This window comes from Arthrobacter sp. WCS2018Hpa-7, from assembly GCF_031843805.1.
Lineage (GTDB): Bacteria > Actinomycetota > Actinomycetes > Actinomycetales > Micrococcaceae > Arthrobacter.
The window spans coordinates 80920-103093 of sequence record NZ_JAVTJB010000016.1 but is presented as its reverse complement, the minus strand read 5'-3'; the positions used below and the strand labels follow the sequence as shown (position 1 = coordinate 103093).

Annotated in this window: 24 protein-coding genes; 5 read left to right on the top strand and 19 right to left on the bottom strand. The window is 63.0% G+C overall.

Translation table 11 applies throughout. The annotated features are described in order from the left end of the window. Window positions 1–237: 237 nt before the first annotated feature. From RQH14_RS16690 to RQH14_RS16675, 4 genes are all read right to left on the bottom strand, one after another. Complete coding sequence (locus tag RQH14_RS16690; protein WP_311214268.1) at window positions 238–1104, bottom strand: serine protease; 867 nt, start codon at window positions 1102–1104, stop codon at window positions 238–240. A 185-nt stretch (window positions 1105–1289) separates the two neighbouring features. Beyond that, window positions 1290–3833, bottom strand: coding sequence for a phenylalanine--tRNA ligase subunit beta (pheT, locus tag RQH14_RS16685; RefSeq protein WP_311214267.1), 2544 nt, complete (start codon window positions 3831–3833; stop codon window positions 1290–1292). 2 nt (window positions 3834–3835) lie between these two features. Continuing rightward, window positions 3836–4897 carry a phenylalanine--tRNA ligase subunit alpha gene (pheS, locus tag RQH14_RS16680; RefSeq protein WP_311214266.1) on the bottom strand — a complete coding sequence of 354 codons (1062 nt, stop codon included), beginning with the start codon at window positions 4895–4897 and terminating at the stop codon, window positions 3836–3838. A 192-nt stretch (window positions 4898–5089) separates the two neighbouring features. Beyond that, complete coding sequence (locus tag RQH14_RS16675; RefSeq protein WP_311214265.1) at window positions 5090–6016, bottom strand: LppM family (lipo)protein; 927 nt, start codon at window positions 6014–6016, stop codon at window positions 5090–5092. A 105-nt stretch (window positions 6017–6121) separates the two neighbouring features. On the opposite strand from RQH14_RS16675, the gene RQH14_RS16670 reads away from it, so the two are divergent. Together RQH14_RS16670 and RQH14_RS16665 are read left to right on the top strand one after the other, a co-directional pair. Further along, on the top strand, window positions 6122–6571 hold the full coding sequence (locus RQH14_RS16670; RefSeq protein ID WP_311214264.1) for a hypothetical protein: 450 nt from the start codon (window positions 6122–6124) through the stop codon (window positions 6569–6571). After that, a complete protein-coding gene (locus RQH14_RS16665; protein ID WP_311214263.1) occupies window positions 6568–7197 on the top strand; it encodes an SIMPL domain-containing protein in 630 nt (209 codons plus the stop codon). Before RQH14_RS16670 ends, RQH14_RS16665 begins: the two co-directional genes overlap by 4 nt. Here the strand turns inward: RQH14_RS16665 and pcp are convergent. Next, entirely contained in the window at window positions 7194–7835 is a 642-nt protein-coding gene (pcp, locus tag RQH14_RS16660) for a pyroglutamyl-peptidase I (RefSeq protein WP_311214262.1), read from the bottom strand. The two genes, RQH14_RS16665 and pcp, sit on opposite strands and share 4 nt — an antisense overlap. A gap of 92 nt (window positions 7836–7927) precedes the next feature. On the opposite strand from pcp, the gene RQH14_RS16655 reads away from it, so the two are divergent. Further along, window positions 7928–9016 (top strand): Rv2578c family radical SAM protein, encoded by a 1089-nt coding sequence (locus RQH14_RS16655; protein WP_311214261.1) that lies wholly within the window; start codon window positions 7928–7930, stop codon window positions 9014–9016. A gap of 10 nt (window positions 9017–9026) precedes the next feature. On the opposite strand, the gene RQH14_RS16650 is transcribed toward RQH14_RS16655, so the two are convergent. Beyond that, the gene (locus tag RQH14_RS16650) at window positions 9027–9461 is read right to left on the bottom strand and encodes a (deoxy)nucleoside triphosphate pyrophosphohydrolase (RefSeq protein ID WP_311214260.1); all 435 of its coding nucleotides are present in this window, start codon (window positions 9459–9461) and stop codon (window positions 9027–9029) included. Between the two features lie 134 nt (window positions 9462–9595). Between RQH14_RS16650 and RQH14_RS16645 the strand changes: the two genes are divergently transcribed. After that, window positions 9596–10804, top strand: coding sequence for an MFS transporter (locus tag RQH14_RS16645; protein ID WP_311214259.1), 1209 nt, complete (start codon window positions 9596–9598; stop codon window positions 10802–10804). Between the two features lie 107 nt (window positions 10805–10911). Here RQH14_RS16645 and RQH14_RS16640 read toward each other — a convergent pair whose 3' ends face one another. The 5 genes from RQH14_RS16640 to infC all read right to left on the bottom strand — a co-directional run bounded on the left by RQH14_RS16640 (window position 10912) and on the right by infC (window position 15077). Then, window positions 10912–11838 (bottom strand): cation diffusion facilitator family transporter, encoded by a 927-nt coding sequence (locus tag RQH14_RS16640; RefSeq protein ID WP_311214258.1) that lies wholly within the window; start codon window positions 11836–11838, stop codon window positions 10912–10914. A gap of 100 nt (window positions 11839–11938) precedes the next feature. After that, a complete protein-coding gene (locus tag RQH14_RS16635; protein ID WP_311214257.1) occupies window positions 11939–12850 on the bottom strand; it encodes an RNA methyltransferase in 912 nt (303 codons plus the stop codon). Between the two features lie 25 nt (window positions 12851–12875). Continuing rightward, entirely contained in the window at window positions 12876–13550 is a 675-nt protein-coding gene (rplT, locus tag RQH14_RS16630; protein WP_089594417.1) for a 50S ribosomal protein L20, read from the bottom strand. A gap of 119 nt (window positions 13551–13669) precedes the next feature. Then, the gene (rpmI, locus tag RQH14_RS16625) at window positions 13670–13864 is read right to left on the bottom strand and encodes a 50S ribosomal protein L35 (RefSeq protein ID WP_011774324.1); all 195 of its coding nucleotides are present in this window, start codon (window positions 13862–13864) and stop codon (window positions 13670–13672) included. 121 nt (window positions 13865–13985) lie between these two features. Further along, window positions 13986–15077: a translation initiation factor IF-3 gene (infC, locus tag RQH14_RS16620; RefSeq protein WP_396136317.1), complete on the bottom strand. Its 1092-nt coding sequence runs from the start codon at window positions 15075–15077 to the stop codon at window positions 13986–13988. A 407-nt stretch (window positions 15078–15484) separates the two neighbouring features. Between infC and RQH14_RS16615 the strand changes: the two genes are divergently transcribed. Continuing rightward, complete coding sequence (locus tag RQH14_RS16615; protein ID WP_089597300.1) at window positions 15485–15886, top strand: DUF1844 domain-containing protein; 402 nt, start codon at window positions 15485–15487, stop codon at window positions 15884–15886. 82 nt (window positions 15887–15968) lie between these two features. On the opposite strand, the gene RQH14_RS16610 is transcribed toward RQH14_RS16615, so the two are convergent. From RQH14_RS16610 to RQH14_RS16575, 8 genes are all read right to left on the bottom strand, one after another. Next, on the bottom strand, window positions 15969–17273 hold the full coding sequence (locus RQH14_RS16610; RefSeq protein WP_311214256.1) for an MFS transporter: 1305 nt from the start codon (window positions 17271–17273) through the stop codon (window positions 15969–15971). Between the two features lie 49 nt (window positions 17274–17322). Then, the gene (locus RQH14_RS16605; RefSeq protein WP_311214255.1) at window positions 17323–18243 is read right to left on the bottom strand and encodes an SseB family protein; all 921 of its coding nucleotides are present in this window, start codon (window positions 18241–18243) and stop codon (window positions 17323–17325) included. Next, a complete protein-coding gene (gene priA, locus RQH14_RS16600; protein ID WP_311214254.1) occupies window positions 18243–18986 on the bottom strand; it encodes a bifunctional 1-(5-phosphoribosyl)-5-((5-phosphoribosylamino)methylideneamino)imidazole-4-carboxamide isomerase/phosphoribosylanthranilate isomerase PriA in 744 nt (247 codons plus the stop codon). Before priA ends, RQH14_RS16605 begins: the two co-directional genes overlap by 1 nt. 47 nt (window positions 18987–19033) lie before the next feature. Then, complete coding sequence (locus tag RQH14_RS16595) at window positions 19034–19192, bottom strand: hypothetical protein (protein ID WP_198318392.1); 159 nt, start codon at window positions 19190–19192, stop codon at window positions 19034–19036. Continuing rightward, a complete protein-coding gene (gene hisH, locus RQH14_RS16590) occupies window positions 19193–19945 on the bottom strand; it encodes an imidazole glycerol phosphate synthase subunit HisH (protein ID WP_311214253.1) in 753 nt (250 codons plus the stop codon). Next, a complete protein-coding gene (hisB, locus tag RQH14_RS16585; RefSeq protein WP_089594411.1) occupies window positions 19942–20568 on the bottom strand; it encodes an imidazoleglycerol-phosphate dehydratase HisB in 627 nt (208 codons plus the stop codon). Before hisB ends, hisH begins: the two co-directional genes overlap by 4 nt. 46 nt (window positions 20569–20614) lie before the next feature. After that, window positions 20615–21733, bottom strand: a complete 1119-nt coding sequence (locus RQH14_RS16580; RefSeq protein ID WP_311214252.1) for a histidinol-phosphate transaminase — start codon at window positions 21731–21733, stop codon at window positions 20615–20617. 77 nt (window positions 21734–21810) lie between these two features. Next, window positions 21811–22170, bottom strand: coding sequence for a LysM peptidoglycan-binding domain-containing protein (locus tag RQH14_RS16575; RefSeq protein ID WP_311214251.1), 360 nt, complete (start codon window positions 22168–22170; stop codon window positions 21811–21813). Window positions 22171–22174: the final 4 nt, after the last annotated feature.

The window sequence follows — 22174 nt, the reverse complement described above, 5'->3', positions numbered from 1 at the left end:
TAACATTCGGCAGGAGTACTTGTTACTAACAGGGGTGGGTGGTGCCTAGGCCAAGAACGTGGTCAGCCAAGGGAAGGTCGCCCGCGGTCCAATCCACACACCCGTTACCCCATAGAGAACTTTGTCCCCTGCAAAATGTAGCTTGTGCCTGGCGGGCTCCTATTCGCCAAAGCAAGTGTTCCCCGCAGCCATGAAGACGCTGCGGGGAACACTTGGTGGTGGGTTAACTCAACTGGGCTACTTCACCGATGTCAGGTAGTTCGCCAGCGTGGGCGTGATACGGGTACCGGAGTTGGAGCTGCCGCCGTTTGTGTGGATGGCCATGATGGTGTTGGAGCTGTTGTAAACGGGCGCGCCGCTCTGGCCGCCGAAAGTGTCCATCTTGTAGTAGACCTTTTCGGTGGTGGTGCTCTCAATGGGACCGGTCATGGACCACATGGTGCCGAATGCCTTGTCCCCCGGGTAGCCACGGACTGTGGTGCTGGTGCCGTTCAGGCTTGCCGTGGTGCCGGTGTAGTTGAGCCAGCCAGTGGTGTTGCCGATGGTGCAGTCAAGCTTGATGACGCCCCAGTCAGCGTTGGTGTTGGCAGCATCAATCCACCGCTGATCGGTGTAGATCTTGGTAGCACCACAGGTACCGTAGGGGTCCGTCGAGCCATTGCGGCCTGGCGCCACTTTGACACCCCAGGAGTAGTCGGCCTCGGAGCCCGTTCCACCCTCATGGACACAGTGACCCGCCGTCAGCACAGTGTCGTCGGAAATCAAGGCACCCGAGCAGATGTAGCCGCCGTTGAACTCGATCTGAACGATGGACCTGTTCGGTGCCGCCGTGGTGTTGGTGATGCGGACGCGACCATCAGCACCAATGACTGAGTCCGTGGACGCTCCGCCATTCTTGGAAGGTGCGGCAATCGTGTACTTGTCTGCCAGCGGCGACGCGGTGGATCCCGAAGCCTGCGACGGGTCCACAGTGTGCGAAACAGGTTGGACCTCGGCAGCGGCTACTTGCGGCGTCGACTCTGACGCGACAGCGGCTCCACCAAGCGAGGACGTCAGAGCCATCACTGCAGCTCCAACAAGCAAAGCAACGTTCTGCTTCTTCATGGGTACCTTTCAAGGGACGGCTCAGAGAGAACCGTGCGAGGGATGTGATACACATGTTTCACATGTGCATGACAAAACTGTCATACATGCGTGAATGGTCTGTCAAGATGCTGGGAGCTCTATCTCAATAAAAAGAAAATCCCCGGAACCATCAGGTCCCGGGGATTCACTCGATAAACGGAGTGCTAGCGCTGGACGGCTCCGAAGCGCTCGGCGGCAACAGCAACGGCGGCGGCACGGGCTTCGGAAGCCTCATCCGCCGTCAGCGTGCGGTCATCCGCACGGAAGCGGAGGCCGAAGGCCAGTGACTTCTTGCCTTCCTCGATGCCAGGACCCACGTAGACATCGAACAACGCGACGTCTTCGAGGAGTTCGCCGGCACCTTCACGCAGTGCCGAGAGGACCTGGTCCGCCGGCACGTCCTGCGGGACAACCAAGGCAACGTCCTGCGTCGCTACAGGGAACCCTGAGATGTGCTTGGCCACAATCACGTCCGCAGCAGCTTCGAACAACGCTTCCACGTTGACCTCAAGTGCCACGGAGCGTGCCGGCATGTCGTGCGCAGCCAGGAGCTTGGGGTGAAGCTCTCCGGCGTATCCAACAACGTCCCCGTTGCGCAGTGCGAGCTGGGCTGCACGGCCAGGGTGGAAGGCTTGGTGACTACCTTGGCCAACTACCAGTTCAACACCCAACACGTCGGCGACAAGTCGGGCAACGTCCAGAGCGTCGGCCCAATCCCACGCACGGGGCGTATGGGTAGCCGCGGCCGGCGAATCATGGCCGGTGAGAACAGCGGCGATGTGCAGCGGCTGGTGGGGAACGCCGTCGTACAGTCCGTCCAGAACCTCATCGGCAGGCTTGACGCCCAGCGGCGGAATGGAATCCGTGCCCAGCGTTTCGCCCGGGAGGAAGACCGAACCGGCCTCATAAAGTGCAAGATCGCGGAATCCGCGCGAGTGATTACGGCGGGCAACCTCGATCAGGCCCGGCAGGATGGACGTGCGAAGGAAACCTTGCTCTTCGCTGATCGGGTTCGCCAGCTTCAACGCCGGACGCGCCGCTCCTTCAGCAGCAACACCGAACGTGTCGTTGGCTGCCTTGGAGACGAAGGGGTAGGACAGCACCTCGGTAAGTCCGGCATCAGCCAGCGCCTGGACAACCCGGCGCTTTTGCTGCTGGCTGCGGCTCAGGCCACGGCCCGGAGGCGCCACCGGAAGGGTGGACGGGATGTTGTCATAGCCCACCAGCCGCGCGATTTCCTCGGAAAGGTCTTCTTTGGTTTCAAGATCGTTGCGCCAGCTTGGAGCCGTCACCAGGTAGCCAGTGGCGGTCTTCTCCACGGTGGCCCCAAGGTCCACCAGCGAGGTGGTGATCTGCTCTTCAGTGAAGTCGATGCCGATCCGGGCAGCGGCGAACTCTGCCGGCAGTTCGATGGTGACCGCGTCAGGAGCGGTTCCGACGTCGGTCCCGGCCTCATCTGCCGTGCCACCGGCGAGCTCCACCAGGAGGTCCACCACACGCTGGGCGGCAATGTTGGCGACGTGCCAATCCACCCCGCGCTCGAAGCGCTTGGAAGCCTCGGACGGCAGCTTGTGGCGGCGGCGGGAACGGGCGATCGACACTTCGTCGAAGTGGGCGGCTTCCACCAGGATGTTGGTGGTGGAATCGGACACCTCAGTGTGGGCACCGCCCATGACCCCGGCGATGCCGATGGCACCCGAATCATCAGTGATCAGCAGGTCCTCGACGTCGAGCGTGCGCTCCTTGTCATCGAGGGTGGTGATCTTCTCCCCCGCCACGGCACGACGCACCACGATGTCGCCCGCGAGCTTGTCGAGGTCGTAGCAGTGGTTCGGCTGGCCGAGCTCCAGCATCACGTAGTTGGAGATATCAACCGGAAGCGAGATGGACCGAACGCCGGCCAATCGAAGGCGGGCGGACATCCACGGCGGCGTGGGACGCGAAGCATCCACACCACGGACCGTGCGGGCCACGAAGCGATCGCAGCCCGGCTTGCCGTAGATGGGAGCGTCGTCGTTGAGCTTGACGCCGTAGCCACCCTGCAGGGTGGCCGGAGCCGTGACTTTCGACGCCGGATCCACAAAGGTGGTTCCGGTGGCGTGGGCGTACTCGCGCGCTACGCCACGGATGGAGAAGGCGTAGCCGCGGTCCGGGGTGACATTGATTTCCGCTGCCTGATCGTAGAGACCCAGGAGTTCCATCGCGTCGGTGCCGATTTCCGGGTCCAGGCCGATGCTTGAGAGGACCAGAATGCCGTCGTGGTCGTCGCCTATGCCCAACTCACGGACGGAAGCGATCATGCCCGCGGACAGGTGACCGTAGGTTTTGCGCGCAGAGATCTGGAAGTTTCCAGGCAGCACTGCGCCGGGGAGGGTGACAACCACTTTGTCGCCCTCAACGAAGTTGTGCGCACCACAAATGATGCCCTGCACGCCGGAAGGATCAATGCCCTTGCCGGTGAGGGTCTGCTCCTGACCCTCGGGAACGACGCGGACCTGGCACCAGTTGATGGTCTTGCCGTTGGTCTGCGGTTCCTTGACCAGGCTCAGAACCTGGCCAACCACAACAGGGCCGGTCAGTTCATCCGTGGGACGGTGGACTTCTTCTTCTTCAAAGCCAACCTTGACCAGGTCAGCCATGACGTCTTCGGCCGTAGCATCGGCCGGAACCTGCGCGAATTCACGCAGCCAGGAAAGTGGGATACGCACTGTTAGATCTCCATCCCGAAGTGCTCGCTGAAACGTACGTCGCCTTCGATCATGTCGCGCATATCGCCGACCTCGTTGCGGAACATGAGCGTGCGCTCGATGCCCATGCCGAAAGCAAAACCTGAATAGATGTCCGGATCGATCCCGGCCGCCCGGAGGACGTTGGGGTTGACCATGCCGCAGCCACCCCACTCGATCCAGCGGGGACCGCCCTTGGCACCCGGGTGCCAGATGTCCAGTTCGGCGGAAGGCTCCGTGAACGGGAAGTAGTTGGGGCGCAGCCGGATGGAAGCTTCGTCGCCGAACATCTGGCGGGCGAAGTGCTCCAACGTGCCGCGCAGGTCCGCCATGCTCAGGTTCTTGTCAATCGCAAGACCCTCGAATTGGTGGAAGACGGGCGTGTGCGTGGCATCGAGTTCGTCAGTGCGGAACACCTTGCCGGGGCACAGCACGTAGATGGGAACTTCACGTTCCAGCATGGAGCGGACCTGCACGGGCGATGTATGGGTACGCATCAGCAAGTGCGCCTCAGGAGGCTCTACGAAAAACGTGTCCTGCATTTCGCGGGCAGGGTGGTCCGGCTTGAAGTTCAAAGCATCGAAGTTGAACCACTCGGACTCCACCTCGGGCCCTTCGGCGATTTCCCAGCCCATGCCAACGAAGATGTCCGAGACGCGGTCCTGCAACGTGGACAGCGGGTGGCGCGCACCTGCCCGGCGACGACGCGGAGCGGCCGTCACATCCACAGTTTCTTCTACCAGGATGCGGGCGTCGTTCTCTGCTTCCAGAACCTCGGTCCGGGCTGCGAGCGCCTGGTTGACGCGGCCACGGGAGGACCCCATGAGCTTGCCGGCCGCAGCCTTGTGCTCCTTGGCGAGCCCACCGATTTCACGGTTGGCCAGGCTCAATGGCGACTTCTCGCCGGTGTGGGCGAGGCGGACAGCCTTGAGTTCTTCGAGGGAGGAGGCTGCCGCTATTGCGGCAATGGCGTCCTCGACGGCGGCGGTGATAGCGGCTTCATCCAGCGGGTTCGGGATGGCAGCGCCTGGCAAAGTGTCAGTCATCTACTGTTCTTAGCTACGAGTAGGGAGCGGCCGGCAAGGCAGGCCTTCAAAACGAAAGGGCAGTGCTTGCCGCGGGCGGCAGGCACTACCCTCCAGTCTAGTTGAACGTCACGGACGGGATTTAACCCAGCAAGGCGCGTCCCGCTATGTGAACGGCACGACGACGGAAGTCGCCATGAGTGCCCTCCGACCCTAGGCGGGCGGTGCCGGCGGCGGCGGTGGCGACTGACCGTCGTCGTACCGTTGGACGGGTGGCGTCGCGGGCGGCTGCTGCGTTGGGGGCTGGGGAACAGGCTGCTGCGGCACCTGGGCCGGCGGCGCACCCGGGGTGTAGCCCTGCCCTGCCCAGTCCGCTTGAGGTGACTGCGTTGGTTGCTGGGGGTAGGCGCTTGGGTGGAGCGCGTCGGCCGGTTGGGCGTAGGGCGCAGCACCTGCGAGCGCGGGCGTTTGCTGCGCGGCCTTCCTGCGCAGCAGCACGAACAGGAGCACCAACCCAGCGGCGATCACCAGCACGGCCACCAGGATCCAGATGATCCACATCGGGACGCCCGCATTGGCTTCGGCCTTGGCTTGGACCACTGATTCCTTCACGGACAACATGTCGAACGTCGCGGTGTTCCCCTCCACAGTGGCACCCTGGGCCTCAACAACCTTGCCCGGGAAGGTGAACTTGACGGAGGCTTCGTCGAACATGGACTTTGCCATGTTTGACGCCGACGGATCCCCATTGTCGGCACCTGTCACGCCACCCATGGTGAGGACGTAGAAGTCGCCTTCCTTCTTCAACTGGAAGGGATTTTCGGAACTGGAAGATTCTGCGAGCTTGGCAGGATCGAGATTGGCTGCGGTGATGCGCTTGCCTTTGTACTTCTCGTCCTCGTAGTCCACCACCGTGGAACCTTCGGGGATGTCCATTTCGCCGCCGCTTCCGTTCGACTCCATGAACTCGTCGAAGGTCTTATCCCCCAGCACGGCTTTTTGGATGGCGTAGACAACCTCGTAGTCCACGCTTTTTTCGTTGTTGACCTTGACGGACATGTTGAGCTTGACGCAACCGGTCAAAGCCACCATCACCGCGATCAGGACACCGATGACGCCCATGGCGCGTTTCGCGTTCATTAATCCTCTTCCCCCATAGTGGTTCCCCCTGCACCGGCGGGTGCCCGATCAGCGTAACCTTGCCGTCCGCGCCGTGCCATACACGGCGGGTCTAGCATTGGCCTCATGACACCCGCGCAACGCTTACGACAGCTCGCCAATGTCGCGAACCTGTCCACGCCGCTGGGACTGATGGTCGCCGTCGCATCCCGAACCACGGTGTCGCGCGGGCCGCGCGGACTCCTGATCGCGGCTGGTTATCGCTGGAAGCTCCCTCACGCCGGGGCGTTCACGCTGGGCAACGTCATTCTGTACCGCGCACCCCACGGGATGGCAGGCAGCGATGCCGTGCTGCTGGGGCACGAGGAACGGCACAGCACCCAATACGCCTATTGCCTGGGCCTGCCGTTCCTTGCCCTCTACGGCATCGCCGCCGGCTGGTCCATGCTCCGCAGCGGCAACCCGGCGTCGAACAACTTCTTCGAGCGCCAGGCGGGGCTCGCGGCCGGCGGATACATTGACACTGACCACCATCGGCGGGACAAACCTGCCGGCAACGGAATCGAGGCCTCATGAAACGCACCATCACTGTTACGGGGACTGCGAGCGCCACAGCAGTTCCGGACATGGTCACTTTGACGCTCGGCGTGGAAACGCGCCGGGACACTGCCGCCAAGGCCTATGACGACGCCGGTCAGGCGGCCGGGGCTGTCGCGGCCAGTTTGCGCGAGGGCGGCGTCACCGACGTCGACCTGCGGACCAGCGGCCTGAACCTTCGGGCGGAGCTGGTGTGGGTGGAAGGACAAGGCCAGAAGGTCACGGCATATGTAGCATCCACTACCCTGCAGGTGGGAATTCGTTCGCACGCTGATGCACCGGCAGCCATCGGGGCCGCCGTTGCGGCCGGTGGCGACGACATCAGGATCAATGGGATCGAGCAAGGCTTCGCCGATTCAACCTCGGTGACCGCACAGGCACAGGAAGCGGCGTGGCTGGACGCACTGGCCCGTGCACAACAGTACGCATCGCTGGCTTCTGCCCGGCTGGGGCAGGTGAAATCCATTGCCCAGGAGCCCGCACATGGCGCCCCCATCCCCTTGGGCGGGATGGTCAGGGCATCGTTCTCCGCTGAATCGATGCCTGTTGAGGCCGGAGAGTCCTCCGTCACGGCCAGCGTCACCGTGGAATGGGAACTTCTCTAGTGGAGGGCGCCAGCACTGAAGGCAGCGTCCACTTGCGTCCGTAAGGCCGTCCGTACCACGACGGCAAGACCCTCCGCCATGGATTCCAGGGGCATGGACGGGGTATCGCTTTCCGGGGACACCTGTTCCGGGAGATAGGGGATGTGCACGAAGCCGCCGCGGATGGTTGGGCTCGATGCCAGCAGGTGCATCAAGGCGTAGAAAAGGTGGTTGCACACATAGGTTCCTGCCGACTGCGAAACTTCGCCCTTGATTCCAGCAATCTGGAGGTCCCGCAACGCAGCCTTGATGGGCAAGGTGGAGAAGTACGCTGCCGGGCCGCCGGGGACCACTTCCTCGTCCACAGGCTTCTGGCCCTTGTTGTCGGGGATCCGGGCGTCATCGCAGTTGATCGCCACTCGTTCCAGGGATATCCGTGCGCGTCCGCCAGCCAGGCCCACACAGATCACGAGCGCTGGCCTAGTGGTGGCTATTGCCTCGCTGAGTGTTTGGGCTGACTCGCCAAAAACGCACGGCAATTCCCGGGCTTCGACGGCCAGGCCTTCAGCCCGGAGGATGTCCTGTGCGCGGCGCACGGCGAGCCAGGACGGATTGACATCGTCCCGGCCGAACGGTTCGAAGCCAGTCAGCAGAATCATGGGCCAACCTTAGCAACGCCCAGCCCGCGGCTTGTGGCAATTCGCTGTGGGGGTCCTTGACATTTATTCGAACATACCTTCGAATGGAGTCCATGAGATGGGACGCACAAGCACTTTCACCCAACCGTGGGCCGGCGTCCGACGATGGCGGCATGTCAGCTCCAGGCCCTGCCCCGGCCATGGATGCCTTGCTGCCGCTGGCCGGGCTGGTGCGTTCCATCTCAACACCCGAATTCTCCGGAGTCACCTTCCATGAGGTCACCGCAAAGTCAGTGCTCAACAAGGTGCCTTCGGGTTCTGCCATGCCGTTTGAGTGGACGGTAAACCCTTACCGCGGCTGCAGCCAGGCGTGCGTCTACTGCTTTGCCCGCAAAAGCCATACTTACCTGGAGTTCGACGCCGGGCGTGACTTCGATTCCCAAGTGGTGGTCAAGATCAATGCAGCCGAAGTCCTCCGCAGGGAACTCGCCAAACCGTCCTGGGAACGGCATCAGGTGGCCTTGGGGACCAACACCGATCCCTACCAACGCGCCGAAGGCCGCTACGCCCTGATGCCCGGAATCATCCGGGCACTGGCGGACTCGGGCACACCATTCTCCATCCTGACCAAGGGCACCCTGCTGGCGAGGGACATCCCCCTGCTCAAGCACGCTGCCACCATGGTGCCAGTGGACCTCGGAATCTCGCTCGCCATGACCAATGAAGATCTCGCTGAGCTTGTGGAACCCGGCACCCCTTCGCCCAGGGCGCGGCTCAAACTGATTTCCCGGCTCCGGGATGCTGGACTGGGTTGCGGCGTCATGGCGATGCCCATCCTGCCGTGGCTGACGGACTCTGACGAGGCCCTCGATTCCTTGTTCAGCGAACTCGCCAAAGCCGGCGCCACTGGCGTCACCGCCGGAGCGCTGTACCTGAAGCCAGGAACGCGGGAGTGGTACATGCAGTGGCTGGCGGCCCAGCACCCCGAACTCGTAGGCAAGTACCGCCGCCTCTACGGCCAAGGCTCTTACGTATCCAAGGAATACAGCACCTGGCTGACCGGCCGCATCACCCACTTCAAAGCGAAGTACGGCTACACCCGGACCTCAGGATTCAGCCACCGCAACGCCCGCCCGGCGCGGGAATCTTCTGCCCCTGAAGTGGGCGCAGGCACACTTCCTGGACAGCAGCCACTGTTCTAAGCTGACCCTCTTAAGCAGGTGCGACTACGCGGTCCAGCAGAGCCCTGACAATGGGGAAGTCCGCCGGGATCCAGGGAAGGCTCAGAGCCTCGTCGCCGCCCAGCAGTGACACCCACCGCAGTTCGTCGTGGTCTTCCAGCGGAGCGGGCTCGCCGGCTGTCAGTTCCGCAAACCAGACCCGCATGGCGGCCCGTTCGTTCAGGACCCACCCTTCCGGTTGACCTGACTCCAACTCGTGTCCCAGCTGAACCTCAATGCCAAGCTCTTCGGCCAATTCGCGGTGCAGGGCTGCCTCGGCAGTCTCCCCGGCTTCCACCTTGCCCCCGGGAAATTCCCACATACCGGCAAACTGCGGTGGTGCTGAGCGGCGCGCAGCAAGAAGGCGGGTGGGTGCTTCGAGGGAGTCGACGATCGCAGCGCCAACAACGTTTATCAGTGCAGTCACTCCCCCAGTCTAGGGGCGGCCGTTTGATGGGCATCGTCACATTCCTGCGTCAAGGACAAGCCACGGGACTAAACTTGATATCGGATTTTCTCCACATTCCCCCAGCCCGCAAGGCACCCTCAAGAAATAGGTTTATGACTACCACCGTGTCCCCGCCCACCGCCGTTAAAGCAACAAGGCGCCACCTTGGCCTGGCCATTCTGGCGCTGGCCATGGGCGGGTTCGCCATAGGTACCACCGAGTTCGCCATGATGGGCCTCCTGAAGGAAGTGGAGGAGGGACTCGGCATCAGCACACCCGAGGCAGGAAACCTGATCTCGGCCTACGCCCTTGGCGTGGTCATCGGCGCACCGATCTTCGCCGCCTTCGGGGCAAAGCTCCCCAAGAAGCACCTCGCCTTGGGACTCATGCTGTTCCTTTCACTGGCGAACCTGACATCCTTCATCGCACCCGACTACGGCTTCATGCTGCTCTCCCGCTTCGCCTCGGGACTTCCGCACGGGGCCTTCTTCGGCGTGGCCGCCGTCATCGCCGCCGGGCTCGTTGCTCCAACCAAGCGCGGGTGGGCGATCTCCATGGTGATGGCCGGCCTCACAGTTTCCAACGTTATCGGCGTGCCCTTGGCCACCTGGGTGGGACAAACCTTTGGCTGGCGGCTTCTCTTCATCATTGTTGGTGCCATCGGGCTCGTGACCGTTGCCATGGTGTGGAAGTTCGTGCCCTTCGAAGCAGCCCACCCGGACGCCAGCATCCGTCGTGAACTTGGTGCCCTCAAGCGCCTGCAGGTGTGGCTGGCCCTGCTCATCGGCATCATCGGCTTCGGCGGATTCTTTGCCGTTTATACCTACATTGCCCACACCATGACCTCGGTGGCTGGAATCCCCGAGAGCCTGATTCCAGCTGTCGTGGCCCTCTACGGCCTGGGCATGGTGGTGGGCAACATCGTGGGCGGACGCATCGCCGACAAATCCGTCATGGGCACCATCTACTGGGTCATGCCGGGCATCGCCGTAGCCCTGGTGGTCTACGCCATTGCGGCGCACTGGGCATGGGCGGCGTTCATCATGGCGTTCGTTGTGGGAGGCGTCGGTTCGATGCTGACCCCCGCACTGCAGACCCGGCTTCTGGACGCTGCCCCGGGAGCCGCATCCCTGGCGTCGTCGCTGAACCACTCGGCCCTGAATATCGCCAACGCCCTCGGAGCCTTCCTGGGTGGCACCGTGATCGCGTGGGGTTGGGGCTACGTAGCGCCCGCCCTTGTAGGCGCGGTACTGGCCATTCTGGGCCTGGGCGTGGCCCTGCTCAGCGGCCTCTTGGAACGCAAACGACCACTCGCCACCTGATCCGATCCTCAGTGTCCCAGGCAGCAAAGCCTGAATAGCCAAAGTGAAACGACAATGGGCTCCGCACCTGCGGAGCCCATTTTTGTTAAACAGTTGGCGAGGTACCCCTAGGCCTGCGGGGCTTGGACCCTCTCAATGTCGGGTTCCAGGTAGATGACTCTCGCGATGGGGACGGCCGCGCGGATCCGCTGCTCCGCGTCGTCGATCCCCTTGGCAATCTCTTCACCGGTCTCAGAGGCTCCCATGGAGATTTTCGCGGCAACCAGCAGCTCTTCAGGCCCCAGGTGCAGGGTCTTCAGGTGGATAATGCGGGTGCCGCCCGCTTCCAAAGCGTCGGTTATGCGCTGGACGTCCTCTTTGGTAGCCGACTCCCCCAACAACAAGGACTTGGTTTCCAACGCGAGGACCACAGCGATGGCCACCAACAGAAGTCCGATCATGGCGGTGCCCAGAGCATCCCACACACCATTGCCCGTGACCAGGGTCATGCTCACGCCGAAGAGTGCGAACAACAGGCCCAGGAGCGCGCCAAAGTCCTCCAGAAGGATCACCGGAAGTTCGGGTTGCTTGGCGTTGCGGACAAACTTGACCCAGGACTGCTTGCCGCGGATGTGGTTGGATTCGATGATGGCCGTGCGGAAAGAGAACGACTCAGCAAGGATGGCACCCACCAGGACAGCCAGCGGAACCCACCAGAAGTCACCTTCGATGCCGTGCGGGTGCTGGAACTTCTCCCAGGCTTCGTACAGGGCGAAAAGGCCGCCGACGCTGAACAGCACGATCGAAACGATGAACGCATAGATGTATCGTTCGCGGCCGTAGCCAAACGGATGCTCCGGGCTGGCGGCCCGCTTGGCGCGCTTGCCGCCCACCAGCAGAAGGAGCTGGTTGCCGGAGTCCGCCACCGAGTGGATGGCTTCGGCGAGCATGGACGACGACGCCGTCAGGAAGAATGCTATGAACTTCAAAACGGCAATGGTCAGATTGGCGGCGAGAGCCGCCACGATCGCTTTTGTACCGCCACCTGCAGCCACGAAAGCTTCACCTCTTCGGGATAGGGAAACTGAGGAAAGAGACAAGAAGAGTCGTCATCGGCTGATCTCGCAAGCATTACCGTACCCGGCGATGCACTGTTTACACATTCCCCACAGTGGCGCCCTGTTGGGAACGCGCGCTGGCGTAGAGGCACACGGTGGCCGCCGTGCCCAGATTCAAACTCTCGGCCGCCCCGTAGACCGGCACAGCCACGCGGTGGTCTGCCAGCGACAGCTCGTCGTCTGACAAACCCTGAGCCTCGTTGCCGAACAGCCACGCTGTAGGCGCCTCAAGGGCGTACTCAGAGGCTACAGAATCATTCCCGAGCCTCCGGGCAGCATTCTCGTCCTGGAGTTTGTCCAGGTTGACGGTTCCGTAGCCGTCCGCGGCCAGGACACCGATACCGCGCTCCCTGCAGCGCACCACCAGATCCTCAACATCGACTCCAAGCACCACTGGGAGGTGGAACAAGGAACCGGCGGTGGATCGGACAGCTTTGGGGTTGTAGATGTCCACGCTGGAACCCGTCAGAACCACGGCGTCGGCACCGGCGGCATCCGCTGCGCGAAGGACCGTGCCTGCGTTGCCGGGGTCCCGTACCTGGCACATGACCGCGATCAAGCGCGGACTGGCGTCCAGCACTGATTCCAGGGTCACGTCCACAAAACTACAGACCGCCACAATCCCTTGCGGGTTGACCGTATCCGCCATGGCAGCCAAAACTTCGTCGCTTGCCAGCCGGAGCGGCGTACCCTGCGCGAGGTCTGCAAGCTCCGGGAGGCGGTCCAGGCACGCTTCGCTGGCAAAAACTTCATGCACGACGGCGGAACCTCCCGCCGCGGTGCGCTCACGGTGCAGGCTCAACGCCTCGCGTACCGCCTGCGGACCCTCCGCGAGGAAGCGTCCGCGTTTTAAACGCGCCGGGCGCCCGGCAAGCTTGGCGACATCCCTCACCCGATCAGCTCGGGGGTTGGTCATCGAAAAGTCTTGCGGGCGCCCGGTTTCGTTCATATAAGAACTTTAGTGGCTGTTGCGACTAGTTCTTGATCTGCTGGCGGGCTTCGCCACCTGCAGGCTCAAAGCCGGCAGCCTTTGCAGCCTCAACCGTGGAGAACCAGTATTCAGCAGCGGTGGTGTTGTACCAGGTGGAACCCGGAACGTGGTACTTCTTGGACTCGGCGTTGCCCTTGATGGCGTAGCCTTCCGGAGCCTCGTCGCCATCAGCGGCAACTGCGCCATCGATGGCGGGCTTCTCGGAAACGACAGCCTTGACAGCCGTTGCCGTAGCGGCGGCCGGAGCAACCTTTGCAGCCTTCGGAGCAGCTACGGCCTTGGCAGCCGGAGCGGACGTGTCAGCCGGCAGTGCAGCCTTGGCAACGTTCACCAGAGCGGCGAAAGCGTTGGCGTCAGAGACAGCCAGCTCGGCCAGCATGCGGCGGTCAACCTCAACCTCAGCGGCCTTCAGGCCCTGGATCAGGCGGTTGTAGGTGAGGCCGTTGGCGCGGGATGCAGCGTTGATGCGCTGGATCCAGAGGCGACGGAAGTCACCCTTCTTCTTACGGCGGTCACCGTAGCTGTACACAAACGAGTGCAGCAGCTGCTCTTTGGCCTTGCGGTACAGGCGCGAACGCTGACCGCGGTAACCCTTTGCGCGTTCGAGAACAACCCGGCGCTTCTTGTGGGCGTTTACCGCCCGCTTCACACGTGCCACGTGCGTACTCCTTCAGAAATCTTTATCCCAAGCTGCTACTGCCGGAAACCCGGCCGGCCTGAGAAGGCTTTTGGTGTAGTTGGTCGCAGCCGGATGGCAGCAACCAAAGAACTTGGAACTTAGACGCCGAGCATCTTCTTGATGACCTTGGCATCGCCCTTGAAGACGAGCTTGTCGCCTGCGAGGCGACGGGTCAGCCTGGAGGACTTGTGCTCCAGGTAGTGACGGCGGTTGGCCTGCTGACGCTTCAGCTTGCCGGTACCGGTCAGCTTGAAGCGCTTCTTAGCACCGCTGTGGGTCTTCATCTTCGGCATGGGAACCGATCTCCTTACGTATCCACGGACAAGTCCGCGATTCTTTCGCGCAGCCGGCCTGCTAGGGCCGGCATGCTGGTTGCTTGCCGGTGGAGGCGGAGCCTCCGCGGCGTTGAACTAGTTAGTTGGTCTTGCGTGAAGCAGGCTTCGGCGCGGCTTTGGGGGCCGCGGGCCGAGCTGCCGGCTTGGGAGCTGCCGGCTTGGCCATAGGCTTCGGAACCGCAGGAACCGCGGGCTTCGGAGTGGCCGCAACCACAGGCTTCGGCGTTTCGGCCGGGGCAGCCTTCGCTGCCGGAGCCTTTTCGGCCGGAGCAGTCTTGGTTGCCGGAGCGACCTTGGTTGCCGGAGCCTTTTCAGCCGGTGCAGCCTTTGCAGGTGCTGCCTTGGCCGGTTCAGCCTTGGGAGCCGGCGCTTCCTTGACTACGGGGGCTTCTTCGACAACAGGCGCCGGAGCTTCCTCTGCAACAGGAGCTTCCTCGACTGCCACTGCCTCTTCAGCTGCCGGGGCTTCTTCAACAACCGGGGCCTCTTCGGCAACGGCTGTTTCAACCTCGGGAGCCTCCACAGTTTCCTGCGTGGTCTCTTCCTCGCCAGCCAGCAGGCCGGCCGGAAGAAGGTCACCCAGGGTCTGCGTCAGGGGAGCCTGGTCACCATTGGTGTCCACGCGTCCCGTCGCCTTGGCCTCATTCTGGGCCTTGGCTTCTGCACGCTGGGCGGCACGGCGGGCTTCTGCCTTCGCTTCGGCCTTGTTCTTCAGCGGACCGATCACCATGACCATGTTGCGGCCATCAATGCGCGGGCTGGACTCAACGATGCCAACCTCGGCAACATCTTCAGCAAACTTCTGGAGCAGGCGGATGCCCATCTCCGGACGTTGCTGCTCACGACCGCGGAACTGGATCATGGCCTTGACCTTGTCACCGGCACCGAGGAAGCGAAGTGCGTGGCCGCGCTTGGTTTCGTAGTCGTGCTTGTCGATCTTGAGGCGGAAGCGAATTTCCTTCAGAACCGTATTGGTCTGGTTCTTGCGGGCTTCGCGGGCCTTGACTGCAGCCTCGTACTTGTACTTGCCGAAGTCCATCAACTTGCAAACAGGAGGCTTAGCCTGCGGGGCAACTTCAACGAGATCGAGATCGGATTCGGCAGCAAGACGCAGGGCGTCCTCGATGCGGACAATTCCTACCTGTTCGCCGGCAGGGCCGACCAACCGCACCTCGGGGACGCGGATACGCTCATTGATTCTTGGCTCGCTAATGTTAAAGCTCCTGTGGTTGTGGTGATTTCACCGGCAAATAGAGAAGGCCCCCAATTGCTGGTGCAATCGAAGGCCTCGAAGATCGGCTGCACTCCCCTAACGGGAAGTACGCACTATGGGTGGCTGTGCCACCCACGTGTCCGACCAGGTACCCGGCAACCTCTTGTCCCGAAAGGGATCACGTCCCTGGAGGGAAACGGCTGACGCGGGTGGGAGAGAACTCCGCTTGCAAACTGAAAGACAATTCTACAGAAACAACCCACCAAGTGCACATTGCACGTGGCGGGAGCATTACTGCTGGTGTTGGCCGTGAACTTCTGGCCATGAATAACGACTTCCAGTCGGTCTGTGACAAGCTTACCAGTATGAGCACTGAAGACAGCAATTCCCGCAACTCCTACAGCGAAAACGCCGCCTCCCCAGCCGCTGATGCCGGGGTTTCCCAGCAGATCCGCGACATCGCTGAAGTTCCGGCCGTAGAAGTCATCACCACTGGCGCCGTTCACCTGATGAGCGCAGCTGCCGTGAAGGTGGGCCTGGCGGATGATCCCAACGCCGAGGACCTCAAGGATCTCGACGAAGCCCGCAAGCTGATCACGGCCCTTGCCGGCCTTGTTTCCGCAGCCGCCCCGGAAATCGGTTCACAGCACGCCGGCCCGTTGCGTGATGGGCTCCGCTCTCTGCAATTGGCTTTCCGCGAGGCATCGCTGATTCCCGACGCTCCGGGCAAGGGCCCCGGTGAAAAGTTCACCGGTCCGGTGAACTAGCCGGCAACTGCCACAGGTTTCAACGACGGCGGGTCGACCACATGTGGTTGACCCGCCGTCGTGCTTTCCTCTGCTTGGCGGGTCAGACGCGGGCGGAGCGTCGACGCAACGACGTCAAAAGCAGGCCCGCGATACAGAGCACGACGCCTGCCGAACCGATGGCTGCGAATCCCGCTGAAGGACCCACAGTGTCGATGAAAACGCCGGCCAAGGGAGCGCCCAACGCAACGCCGGCCGTCAGGGCAGAGCCGTACCAGCCCATTGCTTCGCCGCGGCGTTCCTCGTCCACGAGGTCGGCGACCTTCTCCGACGAAGCGGACAGGACGGGTGCGCACAACAAGCCCGGCAGGAGTGACAGGAAGGCCAGGGTCCAGGTGTCCTGGGCAAACCCCATGGGGATAGTCAGTGCGGCCATCCCCAACAGCAACAGCATGGGCGAAATGGAACGCTTCATGGAGCCGTAGATCAATCCGCCCACCACGGATGAGGCGCACCAGAAGAAGAACACAATGCCGATTTCGTTTTCGTGCCCGCCGCGCTCCAGCAAGCCTACGATGCTCACATCCGAGCCGCTAAGCACCATACCTGAACCCGCCGCCACTGCGAAGAGAGCAGCCACTGAGACGGTGAACCACGTGAAATTCCTGGCGACGCGGCTTCGGAGGGCTGCACTGCGCGAGGTTGAGGGCGCCATTTCCGATGCCGCTTCCTGCACGTGGGCAGGCGCTGACGCCACCATGGCCGCCTCCGCCGCAGCAAGGTCCGCTGCTGCCCGGTCCGCGGACTCCTCCGGCGTACAGGCCGCTTCACTTCGCGTTGGCGGGTTGAACCACATGAGGAACAGCCCGGCCACGGAAACCGAGATCCCGACCGCCGTCAGACCTATCGCCGAGTAACCGCTCGTGGCAACAATGGCGCCAACGGCCGGGCCGATCATGAAGACGAGTTCCGTGGCGATGGAATCGAGGGCGAACGCAGACCGGCGCTGCTCCCCCTCCACCATGACACCCAGTGACTGACGCACAACACTGAAGATCGGCAGGGTAAAGAGCCCGCCAACAAAGACCAGCGGCAGCAACCATTCATAAGATACGTGCGGGACGATCGACCAGATCACGGTTTCGGAGACCACCGACGGGATCAGGGCCTTCCGAAGGCCCACCATGTCCACCCTTCGGCCCCGCCACGGCGCACCCAGGGCGATGCCAATAGTCATCACAGCCGCTGCCGCACCGGCGGCGGCGTAGCCATGGCCCAAAGTCAGGACGATGTGCAGGGTGAGGAGAATGCCGGCCGCAGAATGCGGAATACGGGCGATCATTCCTACCACCAGCAAGCGCCGGACAGGGCGGATGGACAGCATCTCCTTGTAGAGAGCGAAATTCACTGGCTAAATCCTCTTGTTCCCCCGGGGCAGGCCGGGGAACCGGCTGCCGTTAGTGCGGCCCAGGCTCCTGCGCCGCACGCTGCAATTTCACTTCAATGGAGTCAACGCCCTCAGCGAAGAATTCCATCCGCGCCCACGCCTCGTTGAGTTGGGCCACCAGCGTTTGCACAGCCACAGCGTCGAGGCCATCTTCGAGGAAGAGCACCACCCGCAACTCCGGACCCGATCCACCGCCGGACACCGTCCGTCCGTCAGCCGTCAGCGACGCAACGCCTGCGCCGGGCTGCGTCTCCAGCCGGCGGACAGTCCGGAAAACTGACACTGTTGAAGCGAGAGCAGACTCCAGTTGATCATCAAGGTATGACGGCGTCCAGTCCCGCTGTTGGGCGAGGGCCCACATGGCCGGGCGGCGGACCACGAACGCAAAGTCCGACCCTGGATCCAACACCAGCAACTGTGCACCCTCGGAAACCGCGGAAAGAGCAGCGCGGGCCGCGTAAACCGCCACAGGACGGGCGTCCCCATGCCAAGCCTCGAGCGCTGCAGCCGAAGTAAACACAGGCATGGCCTTGCGCCCATCGGGCGCCTTGAGTGTGACCAATGCCATATCCGCTTGCTTGTCAGCATGCAGTCCGTCAACGCCAACAGCTTCCTCGGCCAGCTGCGCAACCACGGGAACAAACACCCGTGCAGTAGCCAGCGAGGCGACAACATCGGCCTCGGTTCCGGTGCCGTTGATCAACGCGGCAAGGGCGGTGACGTAGCCGGCGTCGGCAGTTCCGTCGTCGTCCTCAAAGTTGTGGATCCTGGCGTCGTCCCCACTCAGGCTCCTGCCTGCCCACGGTTGGCCGGCAGAGTCTGTCGCTCCCCCGGCCCCGGCCAGGGCGGCAGCAATGTGGCCCGGCAGGTGCCGGCTCCCGGCACCAGGGTGCCCCTGGTGACCGTGCGGGTGTCCGGCGTCGTGGGGCATCAGCGACGACCGGCGACGTCCAGGGCTTCGGGAAGCGTGAAGGCACCGGCATAGAGAGCCTTGCCCACAATCGCACCCTCTACGCCCAGCGGAACGAGTTCACGCAGGATGCGGAGATCCTCCAGGCTGGAAATGCCCCCCGAGGCGACAACAGGCTTTCCGGTCTTCTCCACCATCTGCCGCAGCAATTCCACGTTGGGCCCCTGCAAGGTTCCGTCCTTGGTGACGTCCGTGACGACGTAGCGCGCGCAGCCGGCATCCTCAAGGCGGGCCAGGACTTCCCAAAGGTCGCCGCCCTCCTTGGTCCAGCCGCGCCCGGCAAGGGTGGTACCGCGGACGTCAAGTCCGACGGCGATCTTGTCACCGAAGCGGTCAATGGCCCTGCGGGTCCATTCGGGGTTCTCCAGCGCTGCCGTGCCAAGATTCACCCGGGCGACACCCAGTTCCAGGGCTCGCTCCAACGATTCGTCATCGCGCAAGCCACCGGACAGCTCTACCCTGACGTTCAGTTGCTTCACTACCTCACTGATGAGGTCCGCGTTGTTACCGCGACCGAAAGCGGCATCGAGGTCCACCATATGAACCCATTCAGCACCGGCATTCTGCCAGTTCAAAGCTGCTTCCAGAGGCGTTCCGTAGCTGGTTTCCGAGCCGGCCTCTCCTTGGAGGAGGCGGACTGCCTGGCCGTCAACGATGTCGACGGCGGGAAGGAGTTCCAGAACGGGCTGGGCGGAGGTGGTCATGTGGGTCCTTGGAGTTCGAGGTTTGACGCGGGTTCTTGGTGACCGGCTCAGTTACCGGGCAGCGTCAGGAGGTAGGCGGCCAACAGGGACAAGCCTGCCAGCACGTAGAAAGAGATGGAAACCCAGCGGGGCTTCTTCTGCTGATGGAAGGAGATACCGCCGCCCACCAGCACGCCCGCAAGGCCCATGAGGACTACAGACCACATCTAGGCAGCACCGCTTTCGGAGGCTTCTGCCGCTGGAGTGGGGGTTTTCCTGAGGCCGTCCACCCAGTTCCGCAACAGCCGCGCCCCGGCGTCCCCCGACTTTTCCGGGTGGAACTGCGTAGCGCACAGCGGGCCATTTTCCACAGCGGCAATGAACCGTGCACCGTGCTCGGACCACGTCACCTGCGGCGGGGCCATGCGGGGCTGCACAACATCGAAGTTCCATTCCTGCACACCGTACGAGTGCACAAAGTAGAAACGTTCCTGCTCGACGCCGGCAAAAAGCTTGGAGCCTTCCGGGACGTCCACGGTGTTCCACCCCATGTGCGGGACAACGGGAGCAGGCAGGAGTTCCACCTTGCCTGGCCACTCGGCCATGCCCTCGGACTCGGTGCCGTGTTCCACACCGGCTTCAAACAGGACCTGCAAACCGACGCAGATGGCCAGCACGGGCCGGCCGCCGGCAACCCGGCGTCCGATCATCCGGATGCCATCAACGGCCTTCAGCTCCTTCATGACGGTCTCGAACGCGCCGACCCCGGGAACCACCAGTCCGTCCGCGTTGAGCACGTCTTCAGGCTTGGAGCTCAGCACTACATGGGCACCGGCACGTTCCAGCGCCCTGACGGCTGAACGTACATTGCCCGAACCATAGTCGAGCACCGTAACGGTGGGCTTGCCTTCCGGGGACTCGGGCTTAACCGATGCGATGGTGTCGGTCACTGCCCCGTCTTTAAGGACCTGGACGCTCACAACGCCCCCTTGGTGGAGGGGATGCCCTCTACCCTGGGATCGGATTCCACCGCGGCACGGAGTGCCCGGGCGAAGGCTTTGAACTGAGCTTCCACGATGTGGTGGGGATCGCGGCCCGCGAGCACGTTCATGTGCAGGCAAATCCCGGCATGCAGCGTAATGGCCTCAAAAACGTGGCGGGTCAACGAACCGGTGAAGTGACCACCAATCAGGTGATACTCCTGGCCGGCCGGCTCTCCACCGTGAACCAGGTATGGCCGGCCCGAAACATCCACCACCGCGTGAGCCAGTGCCTCATCCAGAGGAACCGTGGCTTCTCCGAAGCGCCGGATGCCGGCCTTGTTGCCCAAAGCCGTGCGCAGCACCTCGCCAAAGGTGATGGCCACATCTTCAACGGTGTGGTGGGCGTCAATGTGGGTATCGCCAGTGGCCTTCACGGTCATGTCAATCAACGAGTGCTTGCACAGGGCCGTCAGCATGTGGTCGTAGAACGGAACCGAGGTGCTGATGTCCGAGACACCTGATCCGTCCAGGTTGATCTCCACCAGGACGGAAGATTCACTGGTGGTGCGCTCCATGCGCGCGGTGCGGGCAGCGGACGGCGTGGCGCCGGTTTCGCTCATTGGGACGTCCTTATACACGAAGAGTGGGTTGGGTCTATGGACAAGTTTAGGCGGGCTGTGACGCCCGGCCGTCCAGCAGCGCTTCCAGCGCCGCGAGGAAGGCCGTGGTTTCCGGTTCGGTTCCCGCCGTGACCCGGAGGTGGCCGGGAATACCGACGTCGCGGATCAGCACGCCGGCGTCGAGCAGGCCCTGCCAGATCGCGTGGGGATCTTCGAGTCCGCCGAAGAAAACATAGTTGGAGTCCGACTCCGCAGGTTTGAGGCCCATGCGCAGAAGCTCGGTCACGATGCGGTCGCGCTGGACCTTGATGTCCTCGACGTCGGCCATGAGGGCTTCCCGGTGGCTGAGCGCAGCCAGGGCGGTTGCCTGGGTAACAGCCGACAGGTGGTACGGAAGGCGGACCAGCCGAATGGCATCCGTGACCTCGGGAGCTGCAGCCATGTAGCCCAGCCGGGCACCGGCAAGGGCAAAGGCCTTGCTCATGGTGCGGGAAACGATCAGACGCTCGCGACCGGGCAACAGGGTCAGGGCGCTGGGGGTATTGTCGTGCGCGAACTCGTGGTAGGCCTCGTCCACGATCACTATTGCCTGGCTGGCTTCTCCGGCCTCATAAACGGCCTCTACGACATCCAGCCCCAGGCCTGTACCCGTGGGATTGTTGGGCGAACACAGGAACACGATGTTGGCACCGGTTTCGCGGACCTGCGCAGCAGCGGAGGCAGCGTCCAAGCCGTAGTCCTCAGCCCTGACCCCGCGGACGTACTCGGTATCCGTGCCACTGGCCAGCAAGGGGTACATGGAGTACGTGGGCGGGAATCCCAGCGCCTTCCGGCCGGGCCCGCCAAATGCTTGGAGGATCTGCTGCAGAACCTCATTGGAGCCATTGGCTGCCCAGATGTTGTCCGGAGCGAGATTGTGGCCAAGGTACTCGGCCAGGGCTTCACGAAGTTCGGTGAACTCCCGGTCCGGATAACGGTTCAGTCCCGTGGCCGCAGCGGCCACGGCCTCGGTGATGGCCGCCTGCACATCGGCAGGGACGCCATGGGTGTTTTCGTTGACATTGAGCAAAATGGGGACATCAAGCTGCGGTGCGCCGTACGGGCTCAGTCCACGCAGGTTGGTCCGGAGGGGTAGTCGGTCAAGTCGCTCAAGCTGGTCACTCACCACCACAGTTTAAGGGCTGCCGGGACTGCCGAACTAACTGTGACGCCGGGCGGCCGCCCCACAGGGGACGGAACACACTAGTTTGCGGGCACGAACAGCTGCTGGCCGGGCTGGATACGGCCGCCACGGAGGTCGTTGAGCTGAATGATCTCCGTAATGACATCGCGGGGATCCCGCTCGGGAGCAGCGGCTCCGGCAATGCCCCACAGGGACTGTCCCGGCTGGACCGTGACAGAGACGGCGACGGGCGGCTGGAGTTGCGTTTGGGAGTCCGAGGCCTTGGCCGGTGACGTGATAAAACCAGCCAGGCTCAGCAGCGCAGCCACCAGCAGCATGGCCGGGATGCCAAAGAAGACCATCCGTCCCCGTCGGGTCAGGCGGAGACGCGCAGGCGCCTGGGTGGTGCGGAAATCAGCGAACGTAGTGATGGCGGACATGAGC